The 13,283-nt window shown below is 71.3% G+C and carries 11 protein-coding genes and 2 tRNA genes; 10 read left to right on the top strand and 3 right to left on the bottom strand.

Annotated features, from left to right (window positions below):
- The first annotated feature begins 21 nt into the window (after positions 1-21).
- The 5 genes from nadD to PV682_RS29600 all read left to right on the top strand — a co-directional run bounded on the left by nadD (position 22) and on the right by PV682_RS29600 (position 3,735).
- On the top strand, positions 22-648 hold the full coding sequence (gene nadD / locus PV682_RS29620; RefSeq protein ID WP_055722179.1) for a nicotinate-nucleotide adenylyltransferase: 627 nt from the start codon (positions 22-24) through the stop codon (positions 646-648).
- Between the two features lie 25 nt (positions 649-673).
- The gene (locus PV682_RS29615) at positions 674-2,383 is read left to right on the top strand and encodes an LCP family protein (RefSeq protein ID WP_319734857.1); all 1,710 of its coding nucleotides are present in this window, start codon (positions 674-676) and stop codon (positions 2,381-2,383) included.
- Between the two features lie 75 nt (positions 2,384-2,458).
- On the top strand, positions 2,459-2,896 hold the full coding sequence (gene rsfS, locus PV682_RS29610) for a ribosome silencing factor (RefSeq protein ID WP_109362240.1): 438 nt from the start codon (positions 2,459-2,461) through the stop codon (positions 2,894-2,896).
- Positions 2,893-3,564 (top strand): histidine phosphatase family protein, encoded by a 672-nt coding sequence (locus tag PV682_RS29605; RefSeq protein ID WP_319734856.1) that lies wholly within the window; start codon positions 2,893-2,895, stop codon positions 3,562-3,564. The genes rsfS and PV682_RS29605 overlap by 4 nt, the downstream gene beginning before the upstream one ends.
- Before the next feature lie 98 nt (positions 3,565-3,662).
- Positions 3,663-3,735 (top strand) — tRNA-Ala (locus PV682_RS29600).
- Here PV682_RS29600 and PV682_RS29595 read toward each other — a convergent pair.
- Entirely contained in the window at positions 3,717-4,634 is a 918-nt protein-coding gene (locus tag PV682_RS29595) for a helix-turn-helix transcriptional regulator (protein ID WP_319734855.1), read from the bottom strand. The two genes, PV682_RS29600 and PV682_RS29595, sit on opposite strands and share 19 nt — an antisense overlap.
- Positions 4,635-4,739: 105 nt before the next feature.
- Here PV682_RS29595 and PV682_RS29590 point away from each other — a divergent pair, with 105 nt between their 5' ends.
- The 4 genes from PV682_RS29590 (at position 4,740) to PV682_RS29575 (ending at position 6,798) form a co-directional block, all read left to right on the top strand.
- Positions 4,740-6,170: an MFS transporter gene (locus PV682_RS29590; RefSeq protein WP_319734854.1), complete on the top strand. Its 1,431-nt coding sequence runs from the start codon at positions 4,740-4,742 to the stop codon at positions 6,168-6,170.
- 69 nt (positions 6,171-6,239) lie between these two features.
- The gene (locus PV682_RS29585; protein ID WP_107103936.1) at positions 6,240-6,413 is read left to right on the top strand and encodes a hypothetical protein; all 174 of its coding nucleotides are present in this window, start codon (positions 6,240-6,242) and stop codon (positions 6,411-6,413) included.
- 3 nt (positions 6,414-6,416) lie between these two features.
- Complete coding sequence (locus PV682_RS29580; protein WP_053750770.1) at positions 6,417-6,650, top strand: hypothetical protein; 234 nt, start codon at positions 6,417-6,419, stop codon at positions 6,648-6,650.
- A 75-nt stretch (positions 6,651-6,725) separates the two neighbouring features.
- Positions 6,726-6,798 (top strand) — tRNA-Ala (locus PV682_RS29575).
- Positions 6,799-6,905: 107 nt separating this feature from the next.
- On the opposite strand, the gene PV682_RS29570 is transcribed toward PV682_RS29575, so the two are convergent.
- Together PV682_RS29570 and PV682_RS29565 are read right to left on the bottom strand one after the other, a co-directional pair.
- Positions 6,906-8,531: an NADH-ubiquinone oxidoreductase-F iron-sulfur binding region domain-containing protein gene (locus tag PV682_RS29570; RefSeq protein ID WP_319734853.1), complete on the bottom strand. Its 1,626-nt coding sequence runs from the start codon at positions 8,529-8,531 to the stop codon at positions 6,906-6,908.
- A complete protein-coding gene (locus PV682_RS29565; protein WP_319734852.1) occupies positions 8,528-9,685 on the bottom strand; it encodes a cytochrome b/b6 domain-containing protein in 1,158 nt (385 codons plus the stop codon). Before PV682_RS29565 ends, PV682_RS29570 begins: the two co-directional genes overlap by 4 nt.
- A gap of 408 nt (positions 9,686-10,093) precedes the next feature.
- Between PV682_RS29565 and leuS the strand changes: the two genes are divergently transcribed.
- On the top strand, positions 10,094-13,009 hold the full coding sequence (gene leuS / locus PV682_RS29560; RefSeq protein ID WP_319734851.1) for a leucine--tRNA ligase: 2,916 nt from the start codon (positions 10,094-10,096) through the stop codon (positions 13,007-13,009).
- The last annotated feature ends 274 nt before the right edge of the window (positions 13,010-13,283 follow it).

The following is a 13,283-nucleotide window of genomic DNA, read 5'->3' as shown; positions in this document are numbered from 1 at the left end:
GGTGCCGGTAGGGTCTGCCGCATGGGAGAGCAGGACATGCCTACCGGCCCGTCGACCCCGGGCAAACGCCGCCTCGGCGTCATGGGCGGGACGTTCGATCCGATCCACCACGGACACCTCGTGGCGGCCAGTGAGGTCGCCGCGGCGTTCCACCTGGACGAGGTCGTGTTCGTCCCGACCGGCCAGCCCTGGCAGAAGAGCCACCGCGCGGTCTCCCCGGCGGAGGACCGCTACCTGATGACGGTCATCGCGACCGCCGAGAACCCCCAGTTCTCGGTGAGCCGCATCGACATGGACCGCGGCGGCCCCACCTACACCGTGGACACCCTGCGCGACCTGCGCGCCCTCAACCCGGACACGGACCTCTTCTTCATCACCGGCGCCGACGCGCTCGCGCAGATCGTCACCTGGCGCGACACGGACGAGCTGTTCGCCCTCGCGCACTTCATCGGCGTCACCCGTCCGGGCCACAACCTCGCCGACCCCGGCCTGCCCGACGGCATCGTCTCCCTCGTCGAGGTCCCCGCGCTCGCCATCTCCTCCACCGACTGCCGCGCACGCGTCGCGAAGGGGGACCCCGTCTGGTATCTGGTGCCGGACGGCGTCGTGCGCTACATCGACAAGCGCGAGCTGTACCGCGGCGAGTGAGGCGAGCAGGCCGAGAGGGGCACCGGTGAACAACCGCTACGACGCGGACCAGTCGGACGACGAGGAGACCCCGTACGTCGTGGTCGGCTACGACGACTACGGCCGCCCGGTCTACGGCCGCCCCCAGCAACAGGTCCCCCAGCAGCAGCCCTACGACCCGTACGCCGGCCAGCAGGGCTACGGGTACGACGCGGGCCGGCAGCAGGTCTACGAGGGCTACCCCCAGCAGCAGTACCCCCAGCAGGGCTACGGGTACGACGCGTACGGGACGGCGCAGCAGCCGGCGCCCGCACCCTCGTACCCCACCCCCTACGCCCCCTACGAGCAGACCGCGGCGGACAGCGGGCCGAGCGCCGAGCAGGCCACCGCGACCGCCTACATCCCGCCCCAGCAGTCCACCCCCGCCCCGGAGGAGGCCCCGCAGGCCCCCGCCGAGGACGCCCCCGCCGCGGAGCAACGGGAGTACAAGACCGAGCAGTTCGCGTTCGTCGAGGAGCCGAGTGCCGACTCCGAGGACGTCATCGACTGGCTGAACTTCACGGAGAACCGCACGGAGCGCCGCGAGGAGGCCAAGCGGCGCGCGAAGAGCCGGCTCGTCGCGCTCGTCGTCGTCCTCGCGCTGGCCGCCGTCGGCGGGCTCGGCTATCTCGCCTACGCGGGCAAGCTCCCCGGCCTGTCCTCCTCGGACGGCAAGGCCACCACAGCGACCGGCGGCGCCGCGCAGAAGCGGGACGTCGTCGTCGTCCACCTCCACGACACCGCGAAGGGCGGCACCTCCTCGCTGCTGCTCGTCGACAACACGACCGCGAAGCGGGGGACGACGGTCCTCCTGCCGAACTCCCTCGTGGTCACCACGGACGACGGGAACAGCACGACGCTCGCGAAGTCCGTGGACGACGACGGCTCGGCGGGCACCCGGGACGCGCTGGACACCGTCCTCGGCACGAGCATCGAGGGGACCTGGCGCCTGGACACCCCCTACCTCCAGAACCTCGTCGACCTGGTCGGCGGCATCGAGGTCGACACCGACACGACCGTCCCCGACCCGGCCGCCAAGAAGGGCGCCGAGGCGCTGGTCAACAAGGGCGAGAAGCAGTCGCTCAGCGGCAAGATGGCCGTCGCGTACGCCACGTACCGGGGCGAGGAGGAGACGCAGGACGCCCAGCTCGCGCGGTTCGGGCAGGTCATGCAGGGGGTGCTGCGCAAGGTCTCCTCCGACGCGCAGGCCGCGACCGTCACCGTCCAGACCCTCGCGCAGATCCTCGACCCGTCCCTCACGGACAAGGACCTCGGCGCCTTCCTCGCGAACCTCGCCACCCTCGCCAAGGGCGGCGACTACAGGACCGACACCCTGCCCGTCCAGAAGGACGGCACCCTCAGCGCCGAGGCGAGCGGCGAGGTCGTCAAGGACGTCCTCGGCGGTACGGCCAAGAGCCCCGACCCCGGCGCCGCCGTCCGCGTCTCCGTGCAGAACGCCACCGGGAAGCGGGCCGACTCCGAGGACGCCCGCGTCGTCCTGCTCAACGGCGGCTTCACCGTCCTCGACGGCGGCACCGCCACCTCGACCGCCGCCACCTCGTCCGTCACCTACAGCGACGACGCCGACAAGAACAACGCCACCGAGGTCGCCAAGACCCTCGGCCTGGCCGACGGCGCCGTCAGGAAATCCACGGCGGCCTCCGGCGGGGACGTCACCGTGATCCTCGGGAAGGACTACAAGCGGTCGGCGTCCTGATGTTTATCGCGTGAGCGGGCTCGGCCGGCCGTGAGACCCTTGACAGGTAACCGACCGTCTAGGGAAAGCCGTGCAGTGACCGCCACCGACCGCTCTGTCCAGCTCATCTCGGCCGCCGCCCAGGCCGCGGCCGACAAGCTCGCGCACGACATCATCGCCTACGACGTGAGCGATGTGCTCTCCATCACGGACGCCTTCCTGCTCGCGTCGGCCCCCAACGACCGCCAGGTCAAGTCGATCGTCGACGAGATCGAGGAGCGGCTCAGCAAGGAGCTGGGCGCCAAGCCGGTACGCCGCGAGGGCGACCGCGAGGCGCGCTGGGTGCTGCTGGACTACGTCGACATCGTCGTCCACGTCCAGCACAGCGAGGAGCGGGTGTTCTACGCGCTGGAGCGGCTCTGGAAGGACTGCCCCGAGCTCGACCTGCCCGCCGACGCCAAGGCGACCCGCGGCAAGGGCGAGGAGCACGCCAAGCTCCAGGCCGCCGAGGACAGCGCCGGCGGTGAGTGGTGAGCGCCACGGGTGAGGTCGCCGACGGCAGGCCCGGGCGGGGCCGCCGGGTCATCCTGTGGCGGCACGGCCAGACCGCGTGGAACGTGGAACGCCGCTTCCAGGGCACCACGGACGTCGCCCTGACCGGGACCGGCGTCGCCCAGGCGCGCCGCGCCGCCCGCCTGCTGGCCTCCCTCGGGCCGGACGCCATCGTCGCCTCCGACCTCTCCCGCGCCGCCGACACGGCCGCCGAACTCGCCGCGCTCACCGGCCTCGACGTCACCCACGACGAGGCGCTGCGCGAGACGTACGCGGGCGTCTGGCAGGGGCTGACCCACGAGGAGATCGTCACGCGGTACGGCGCCGAGTACACCGCGTGGAAGCGCGGCGAGGCGGTCCGGCGGGGCGGTGGCGAGCTGGAGACCGAGGTCGCCGACCGGGCCGCCCCCGTCGTCCTGCGGCACGCCGAGAAGCTGCCCGACGACGGCACGCTCGTCGTCGTCAGCCACGGCGGCACGATCCGCACCACCATCGGGCGCCTCCTCGGGCTCGACTCCGGGAGCTGGGAGTCCCTCGGCGGGCTCTCCAACTGCTGCTGGTCCGTCCTCGGCGAGGGCGCCCGCGGCTGGCGGCTCCTGGAGCACAACGCCGGAACCCTCCCGGAACCCGTCCTCGGCGACGACGACTGACCGTCCCCGGCGGCCCGCACCCCGGATTTCACTTTCCGGCAGGTCGCAGGCTAAAGTTCTTCTTGTTCGCCCGGCCAGACGGAACGGGAAGAACACAAGGGGCTATAGCTCAGTTGGTAGAGCGCCTGCATGGCATGCAGGAGGTCAGGAGTTCAATTCTCCTTAGCTCCACTCCTCAGGATCCCGTCCCCGGTGGGGGCGGGATTCTTTGTCGTCAGCCGCCTTGTCCGCTCCGCCGATTCCTCGTCGCTCGGCGTGTAGACGACGATCCGGCACTCCGGCATCCCGTCGATCGACAGGGACATCGAGGTCATCCGCAGTTCGCCGACTCCGCAGTCGCGGAAGACCTTCACACGGCGGCCGGGTTCCACGACGTCGCCGGACTTCCAGAGGCGGGCGAACATCTCGCTGGCCGCGGACAGGCTCTGGACGAACCCCTCCCAGGCCGGTTCGCCGGCGTGCAGGCCGTAGGCGGAGCGCATCGTGGCGACCATGACCGGGAGTTCCTGGTCGCGGAAGGCGAGGGGGCACTCCTCGTCGCCCGCGGTGAACAGGCGCCACAGGGCGTTCTGCACGCCCTCCTCGACGGGGAAGAACAGGGCGCGGTAGGCGGAGTTGGTGGCGAGGATGTCGTAGCGGGCGTTGTAGACGACCGCCGGGCGCGGGGCGAGGGCGTCGAGGATGCCCTGGACCTCCGGGGTGACGCGGTGGTTCTCGGCCCGCGGGTGGGCGGTGAACGGGACTTCCGCGAGGTGGTAGAGGTGCTCGCGCTCGGGCTGGTCGAGGCGCAGGGTGCGCGCGATTGCGTCCAGGACCTGCGCGGAGGCGTTGATCGGGCGGCCCTGTTCCAGCCACGTGTACCAGGTGACGCCGACGCCGGAGAGCTGGGCGACCTCCTCGCGGCGCAGGCCGGGGGTGCGGCGGCGCAGGCCGGGGGCCATGCCGACGTCGGCCGGGGTGAGGCGGGCGCGGCGGGTGCGCAGGAAGGCGGCCAGCTCGGGGCGGCGGCGCTGCGCGGCGCGTGTCGTTGTCGTCGTTGTCGGCATCGTCCCCACCGTCACGTCCCCCATCCTCGAACTCCCCCTCGCGTGCCGCCAGTTGGCTGCCTGGTGGTGTCGGTACCAGCATCGGTGAGCTCTCGGCACCCGTACCGGAGCGGGGTCAGGCTCGGCGGCATGACCACCACACCGCTTGCTCCAAGTAAAACCCCCGCCACTGACAGTGGCTCCGGGCGGCTGCTCGCCGCCGTGCTCGCCGCCCTGTTCATGGCGCTGCTCGACGTCTTCATCGTGAACGTCGCGGCCCCCACGATCGGTTCCGACCTCGGCGCCTCGGGGGCGCAGCTCCAGCTCGTCGTGGCCGGGTACGCGATCACGTACTCGGTGCTGCTGATCACCGGTGCGCGGCTGGGGGACCGGTTCGGGCACGGGCGGGTGCATCTCGCCGGGCTCGCGTTGTTCACGGGGGCGTCGCTCGCGTGCGGGCTCGCGCAGGGGGCGGCCGGGCTGATCGGCTTCCGGCTGGTGCAGGGCGCCGGGTCGGCCGTCATGATTCCGCAGGTGCTGAGCCTCATCCAGCGGGCGTTCACCGGGGAGGCGCGGGTGCGGGCGCTCGGGGTGTACTCGGCCGTCCTCGCGGTCGGCGCGGCGGCCGGGCAGATCGTCGGCGGGGTGCTGGTGAGCGCGGACCTGTTCGGGACCGGGTGGCGGCCGGTGTTCCTGGTGAACGTGCCGGTCGGGGTGTTCCTGCTGGTCGTGGGGCGGCGCGTGCTCCCGCGCGCGGGTGGTGCCGGGTCCGCGCGCCGGCTGGACTGGCCCGGACAGCTCCTGCTCGGGGCGGCCGTGTCGCTCGTGACCGTGCCGCTGGTGCTCGGGCAGGAGGCCGGCTGGCCGCTGTGGTCGTGGCTGTCGCTGCTCGCCGGGGCCGCCGTCCTCGCCCTGTTCCGCGCCCACGAGTCGAGGCTCGCCCGGCACGGGGGCGTACCGCTGATCGCGCCCCGGGTGCTGCGCCACCCCGGTACGGCCCTGGCCGTCGTACGGATCGCCGCCGTGATGGCCGTCAACGGGGCCTTCCTGTTTGTCCTGACGCTGCATCTCCAGGCCGGGCTCGGGTACAGCGCGCTGCGCGCGGGGCTGACGTTCGGGCCGACCGCCGTGGTGTTCGGGGCGGTCGGGCTGACCTGGCGGAGGTGGCCGGCCCGGCTCCAGCGGGCGCTGGTGCCGGGCGGGTTCGCGCTCGTCGCGGCGGCGGTGACCGGGGTGGGGCTCGCGCTGCGGGACGGGAGCCACGGCGGGGCGGCCGTGTACGTCGCGTACGCGGGCCTGGGGGCCGGGCTCGCGATGGCCTTCGGGCCGACCCTCACGCGCGCGCTGGCGGCCGTACGGGCCGAGGACGCGGCGGACGCCAGCGGGCTGCTCGCGACCGTCACCCAGGTCGGCCAGCTGGTCGGCGTCTCGGCCTTCGGCACACTCTTCCTGAACCGCCTTGAGTCACTTGAGGGGCCTCGGGCGTATACCTCTTCGGAAGCGCTTCTCGTGTGCATGTACGCGCTTGCCGCGACCGCCGTCGCGGGGGCCGTGTCCGGACTGGTACTGAGGCGTCGCTGACCGTGTCGGTCCGGCCGTGGCAGAATCAAACGGCCGGATGGGAGCGCGGCCCGACGGGAGGGAGCAGTGATGCCTGCGAGCATCCTCGGAGAGGTCGGCCACCTCTCCGGAGCGGGGTCGACACGGGACACGGCCACCCGGCTCTCCTGCCCTTCCTGCGGTTCCGCGTTCGTCGCCCAGGTCCTCGGCGACAACGGCGGGATCTCCTACGTGTGCACGGCCTGCGGCCACAGCTGGAGCTGAGCGATGGGTGCACACAGGCGGAAATGCGACTGGTGCGGGAGCGGCACCCCGATCGTCCGCGACATGGAACCGGTCAACCCCGAGTACCAGTACTGGTGCGAGGAATGCGCGCGGGCGCTGATCATAAAAGGCGACCCCATCGAGACGTACCGCGAGCTGGAGGGCGAGCCCATCTACGGGCGGCTCCTGGAGGAGCACTGCACCCTCAAGCGCTTCTACTCCTTCGTCACCGCGTAAACCGATTTGGTGGAGCACCCCGGTGACCGTGTAATGTTGGCGTCGCCGCCAGGGAAACCCGGCGGACCACCGCACGGGGCTATAGCTCAGTTGGTAGAGCGCCTGCATGGCATGCAGGAGGTCAGGAGTTCAATTCTCCTTAGCTCCACAGCAGATCCCGCCGGATCCTTCCTGGATCCGGCGGGATTTTTCGTTGCCCATGGGGGGTGGGACGGAAGGGGCCGCCCTCGGTGGACGGCCCCTTCGGTGTCCGGGTCAGCGGCCCAGCGCCCGCCGTCCCCTGCCCCCGCCGCCCTCGCGGTTCGAGAGGACCGGGAGGTTCTTGGCGGGAGCCTGGCCCCGGGTGTCCTCCTCGATGCGCAGGGCGAGGGCGGGGCAGCGGCGCACCGCGCGTAGAGCTTTGGCCTCGGCGTACCGGGGCACCTTGGCCTGGGCGACGGTGGGGAAGCCGTCGGCGCCGAGCTGGAAGACCTCCGGGAGGATGTCCGCGCACAGGCCGTGGCCCCGGCACAGGGTCCAGTCGACGAAGATCTTCTGGCGGCTGCCCGAGGCGTCCTCCGCAGGCGCGCCGCCCGGGATGCCGGCCGGGAGCTGGCCGTCCTCGAAGAGGGGGAGCACGCCCTCCACGGGGCGCCCGCAGCCGTTGCCCAGGACGTGCGCCGCGAGGTCGTCCGTGAACGCCTTGATGGTCGATTCGAGGAACATCGCGGAGCCGTCGGGGTGCGAACAGGCGCCGCGTCTCTTGACGTTGCGGGCGACCTGCTTGAGGGCCTCAAGGGCGGCGGGACCACCGCCGTTGAGGATGTCCTCCATACCGCGCGCGGCGGCCGGCAGCCCCAGGTAGCAGGGGCCGCACTGCCCCGCGCTCTCCTCCGCCAGCCACTGCGCCACGCGCAGCGACTCGCCCAGCGGGCACGTCTCCTGACTGATCGGCAGGATCGCCCCCGCGCCCAGCGCGCCGCCCACGGCGTCCAGGGAGTTGCGGGAGACGACGGCCTCGTTGACCGTCGCCGCGTCGATCCACTTGCCGTGGTAGCCGCCCGTCAGCACGCCCTGCGGGACCGGCGGGGCACCGGCGAGCTGGAGGACGTACCGCAGCGGCACGCCCGTCGGGACCTCGATGACCATCGGGCGGGCCACCGCGCCGGAGACGGTCAGCATGACGGTGCCCGGCTCGTCGTACAGGCCCGTGTTGCCGTAGCGCTCCGGGCCGATGCGGGCCGCGATGGCGAGCTGGGCGAAGGTCTCGGCGTTCGACAGGAGGGTCGGGGCGCCGCCGACGCCGTTCTGGGAGGCGCTGGTCTTGCGGCCCGGCGGGATCGCGGGGCCGCCGTCGATCGAGCGGATCAGGGACGCGGCGGCGCCCGTCACCATGCGGATCGGGTTGCGCTGCACGAAGGCGCGCAGCGCGGAACGCCGGCTGTCGCTGAGGCCGCGCTCGGCGAGGGCCGCCTCCATCGAGCGCTGCGTCGACTCACGGGTGACCCCCACCACGAGCGTGCGGGCACCGAGCGCCTCGGCGCACAGCAGCGCGCCGTCCAGGATGAGGTGCGGGGCACGGTTGATCATCACCGTGTCCTTGCGGCAGGCCGGTTCGTCCTCGCTGCCGTTGATGACGACGACGGGCCGGATGCCCTTCTTGATCGCCGCGTCCGCGACCGAGCGCAGCTTCTTGTGGAACGGGAAGCCCGCCCCGCCGCGCCCCTTGAGGCTGATCCGCTCGGCCAGTTGCGCGAGCTTCTCGCCGCCGATCGGCTCCAGCGGCCCGTGCACCTTCAGATGCATGGGCAGATCGAGCCGTTCGACAAGGTCGAAACCCGACGTGAGCTGCGGAAGACCGACCACGCGGACCTCTGGGACGTCGGGCAGGGCCTCGTTCACCTATAGCCTCCGGAAGGCGTGTTCCAAGCTTCGCCCGAGCCGGGCGGGGTCCCGTTGTTGTACGGGTCGTTCGGGTTGGGGGTCTGGCCGGGCTGCGGGGTGCCGTACACCGGGATGTTGAACCCGGTGTCCTGCATCGGGTCGTACGCGGACGGCGGGGCCTCGCCGACCGGCGGCGGGGACGGGACGGGCCAGCTGCCGGACGTGCTGCCGGGGCCGTCCATGCGCGGCATCGCCGCCGTGGCCTGCGTGTCGTACGGCATGCCCGCGCCGTACGTCGGCTGCGGGGTGGGCGGCGCGTTGCGGTAGGCGGCGGCGAAACCGCCCGCCTCCGGGGCGGGCGTACCGAACAGCGACGACGTCTTCGGGGCCGCCGGGCGTTCGCGCTCGGCGCGCGGGGCGCGCTCCTGGGGGCCGGACTCGGCGACCCGCGCGCGGCTCTGCTCCAGGTCGTCGCGCATGCCGCCCTCGGAGCCGATGATCGCGCCGAGGCGGTCGGCGACCTTGCGCTTGAAGGAGCGGGGGGCGGCGCGCAGGGCGAGCGCGGCGATCACGCCGACCAGGCAGAGCTGGTAGCTCACCACGAAGAACGGCTTGGCCGCGCGGCCCGCGAACAGGCCGTGGACCAGGGCCGCGCACAGCGCCGGGTAGGCCATCATGTGCATCATCCGCCAGCGCGCGGCGGTCGCCGCCGGGGAGGCGAACTGGTTGCGCAGCGCGCCCGTCACGCCGACGAAGATCATCAGCAGCGCGGCCAGCGAGCCGAGGCCGATCAGGCCGCCGCTGCCGCTGATGCCGAGGCTGAAGGGGATCAGCGCGCCGATCAGGACCGTGTGCTCCAGCGCGAGCTTGATGCTGATGTGCACGAGCAGGAACGCGATCGAGGCGACGGCGGTCACCCGGTGGATGCCCTGCGCCACGATCCGCTGACGCGTGTTGAGGATCAGCCGGTCCTGGGCGACGAGCCCCCAGATCACCGAGCAGGTGAGGCTCACCAGGGAGAGCACGCCCGCACCGAAGTTCAGGAACTCCTGGAGCCAGTTGCCTCCGAGGACCACCACCACGGGTATGAGGACGAGGACGACAGCCGTCGCGATCCCGTACGCGGACCGCCCCGGCTGGGGGAGCGAGGTGTTACTACGACGAGGGTTCATGGGGGCAACTCCGAGCAGTCCGGGAAAGCGGTCCCGCTGCCGAACTCTAAGTGGGCGCCATACCGATGGGTACGAGTTTGAGTTATTGGGCTGTTACCTAAGGGAGGGGTGGCCGAGGCGATGTCCCTATAGGAGGTGTTGTGTCAGGTAATTTTTGAACAGTAGTCAGTTTTTGCTCCCGTGCTCGCGGTGTCGTACAGCTATACGCAGGTTCGTCGCAGCTTGCTCAAGCCCTGCGGTACCCTGACGACATGTGTGCCGTACGCCTTCTGCTTAGCGGGCCGCGCTGACCAGTCCCGACCGCCGGTGAGTGTGGTCGGAGTCGGCGTGGCTTCCCCTCCTGCGCGAGGGGATTTTTCGTTTCCGGGCCCCGCTGGGCAGATGACGATCGATGGAGCTTTGAGGATCATGAGCGAGACGAACCCCGCAGCCGCCGAGACGGTTGCGCCGCACCGCTACACGGCCGCGCTGGCCGCCGACATCGAGGCACGCTGGCAGGACTTCTGGGACGCCGAGGGCACGTACTCCGCGCCCAACCCCACGGGCGACCTGGCCGGTGACCCCGAGGTCGTCGCCCGGCCCAAGAAGTTCATCATGGACATGTTCCCCTACCCCTCCGGCGCGGGGCTGCACGTCGGCCACCCCCTGGGGTACATCGCCACCGACGTCTACGCCCGCTTCCAGCGCATGACCGGGCACAACGTCCTGCACACCCTGGGCTTCGACGCGTTCGGGCTGCCCGCCGAGCAGTACGCCGTGCAGACCGGCACGCACCCGCGCGTGTCCACCGAGGCCAACATGGAGAACATGAAGGCCCAGCTGCGCCGGCTGGGCCTGGGCCACGACAAGCGCCGCTCCTTCGCGACCATCGACCCCGAGTACTACAAGTGGACCCAGTGGATCTTCGTCCAGATCTTCGAGTCCTGGTACGACGAGGAGGCGGGCAGGGCCCGGCCGATCAGCGAGCTGGTCGCGCAGTTCGAGAGCGGTGAGCGGGCGGTTCCCGGCGGCGGTTCCTGGAGCGCGCTGAGCGCCGCCGAGCGGGCCGACCTGCTGGGGGAGTACCGGCTGGCGTACGCCTCCGAGGCGCCGGTCAACTGGTGCCCCGGGCTGGGGACCGTGCTGGCCAACGAGGAGGTCACCGCCGACGGGCGGTCCGAGCGCGGGAACTTCCCCGTGTTCAAGACCAAGCTGCGGCAGTGGAACATGCGGATCACCGCGTATGCCGATCGGCTGCTGGACGATCTGGACGAGCTGGACTGGCCCGAGGCCATCAAGTTGCAGCAGCGGAACTGGATCGGGCGCAGTGAGGGGGCTCGGGTCGACTTCGCGGTGAGCGGTTCGGCCGGGGGCGCTTCGGCCGGGGGCGCTTCGGCGGGTGAGGCCGAAGATCGGATTACCGTATTCACCACCCGGCCCGACACCCTGTTCGGCGCGACCTACATGGTCCTGGCCCCCGAACACCCCCTGGTCGAGAAGATCACCGCCGCCGTCTGGCCCGAGGGCACGCACGAGGTATGGACCGGCGGGCACGCCACCCCCGTCGACGCCGTCGCCGCCTACCGCGCGCAGGCCGGGGCCAAGTCCGACGTCGAGCGGCAGGCCGAGGCCAAGGAGAAGACCGGCGTCTTCACCGGGGCGTACGCCGTCAACCCCGTCAACGGCGAGCAGGTCCCCGTCTTCATCGCCGACTACGTCCTGATGGGCTACGGCACCGGCGCCATCATGGCCGTACCCGCCGGTGACCAGCGCGACTTCGAGTTCGCGCGCGCCTTCGAGCTGCCGATCACCTGCATCGTCGAGCCGACCGACGGGCGCGGCACCGACACCGCCGCGTGGGAGGACGCCTTCTCGTCGTACGACGCGAAGATCGTCAACTCCGCCAACGGCGAGATCTCGCTGGACGGGCTGCCCGTCGCCGAGGCCAAGGTGCGCGTCACCGAGTGGCTGGAGCGCAAGGGGATCGGGCGCGGGACCGTCAACTTCCGGCTGCGGGACTGGCTGTTCAGCCGTCAGCGGTACTGGGGCGAGCCCTTCCCGATCGTGTACGACGAGGACGGTGTCGCGCACGCGCTGCCCGAGTCGATGCTGCCGCTGGAGCTGCCCGAGGTCGACGACTACTCGCCGCGTACGTTCGACCCCGACGACGCGGACACCAAGCCCGAGCCGCCGCTGTCCCGCAAGCAGGACTGGGTCGACGTCACGCTGGATCTGGGCGACGGGCCCCGGAAGTACCGGCGTGAGACCAACACCATGCCCAACTGGGCCGGATCCTGCTGGTACGAGCTGCGGTATCTGGACCCGCACAACTCCGCCCAGCTGGTCGATCCCTCGATCGAGCAGTACTGGATGGGGCCGCGTGCCGGTCAGCCCCACGGGGGCGTCGACCTGTACGTCGGGGGCGCCGAGCACGCCGTCCTGCACCTGCTGTACGCCCGGTTCTGGTCCAAGGTGCTGTTCGACCTGGGGCACGTCTCGTCCGCCGAGCCGTTCCACAAGCTGTTCAACCAGGGGATGATCCAGGCGTACGTCTACCGCGACGAGCGCGGGTTCCCGGTGCCCGCCGCCGAGGTCGAGGAGCGGGACGGTTCGTACTTCTACCAGGGCGAGAAGGTTTCGCGGCTGCTGGGGAAGATGGGCAAGTCCCTGAAGAACGCCGTCACTCCCGACGAGATCTGTGAGGAGTACGGGGCCGACACGCTGCGGCTGTACGAGATGGCCATGGGGCCGCTGGACGTCTCCCGGCCCTGGGACACCCGGGCCGTCGTCGGGCAGTTCCGGCTGTTGCAGCGGCTGTGGCGGAATGTCGTCGACGAGGCTAGCGGTGCGGTGACCGTTGTCGACGTCGCTCCTGACGAGGCCACGCTGCGTGCCCTGCACAAGGCCATCGACGGGGTGCGTGGTGATCTGGAGGGGCTGCGGTTCAACACCGCCATCGCCAAGATCACCGAGCTGAACAACCATCTGACCAAGGTGGGGGGGCCGGTTTCCCGGTCCGTCGCCGAGGCGCTGGTGCTGCTGGTCGCTCCGCTGGCTCCGCACGTCGCCGAGGAGCTGTGGCGGAAGCTGGGGCACACGTCGTCCGTCGTGCATCAGGCTCTGCCGGTCGCCGATCCCGCGTACGTCGTCGACGAGACCGTCACCTGCGTCGTTCAGATCAAGGGGAAGGTCAAGGCTCGGCTGGAGGTGTCGCCGGGGATCTCCGAGGAGGAGCTGGAGAAGGTGGCGCTGGGGGATGAGGCCGTGGTCAAGGCGCTGGACGGGGCTGCGGTGCGGAAGGTGATCGTTCGGGCGCCGAAGCTGGTGAACATCGTCACCGGGTGAGGTGTGTGGTGCGTGGGCGCGCTCTGTTCCGGCTGGGGTCGGGGTGGGGCGCGCTTTGCGTTGAGGGCTGTGGGTGGGTTTCCCGGGTGGGTTTCTCGGGTGGGTTTCTCGCCCCCGCCGCCCCTACCCTTCCCGTCCTCCAGGGGCTCCGCCCCTTCGACCCCGCCAAGGGGCTCCGCCCCCTGGACCCCCGTCGGCCCGAAGGGCCTCGTCATCATGCGCCGGCGGGGCTGGGTGGGGGTGGGGTGGGTGGGGGCGTGGTCGGCAGGGTGGG

The sequence above is a fragment of the Streptomyces niveiscabiei genome, assembly GCF_033794345.1.
GTDB lineage: Bacteria > Actinomycetota > Actinomycetes > Streptomycetales > Streptomycetaceae > Streptomyces > Streptomyces niveiscabiei.
This window is presented reverse-complemented; position numbering and strand designations above follow the sequence as displayed.

Bases quoted from the DNA above. Each gene is read 5' to 3' on its own strand.
- nadD (WP_055722179.1), top strand. From the start codon at position 22: ATGGGAGAGCAGGACATGCCTACCGGCCCGTCGACCCCGGGCAAACGC.
- PV682_RS29595 (WP_319734855.1), bottom strand. From the start codon at position 4,634: ATGGGGGACGTGACGGTGGGGACGATGCCGACAACGACGACAACGACA.
- PV682_RS29590 (WP_319734854.1), top strand. From the start codon at position 4,740: ATGACCACCACACCGCTTGCTCCAAGTAAAACCCCCGCCACTGACAGT.
- PV682_RS29585 (WP_107103936.1), top strand. From the start codon at position 6,240: ATGCCTGCGAGCATCCTCGGAGAGGTCGGCCACCTCTCCGGAGCGGGG.
- PV682_RS29580 (WP_053750770.1), top strand. From the start codon at position 6,417: ATGGGTGCACACAGGCGGAAATGCGACTGGTGCGGGAGCGGCACCCCG.
- PV682_RS29565 (WP_319734852.1), bottom strand. From the start codon at position 9,685: ATGAACCCTCGTCGTAGTAACACCTCGCTCCCCCAGCCGGGGCGGTCC.
- leuS (WP_319734851.1), top strand. From the start codon at position 10,094: ATGAGCGAGACGAACCCCGCAGCCGCCGAGACGGTTGCGCCGCACCGC.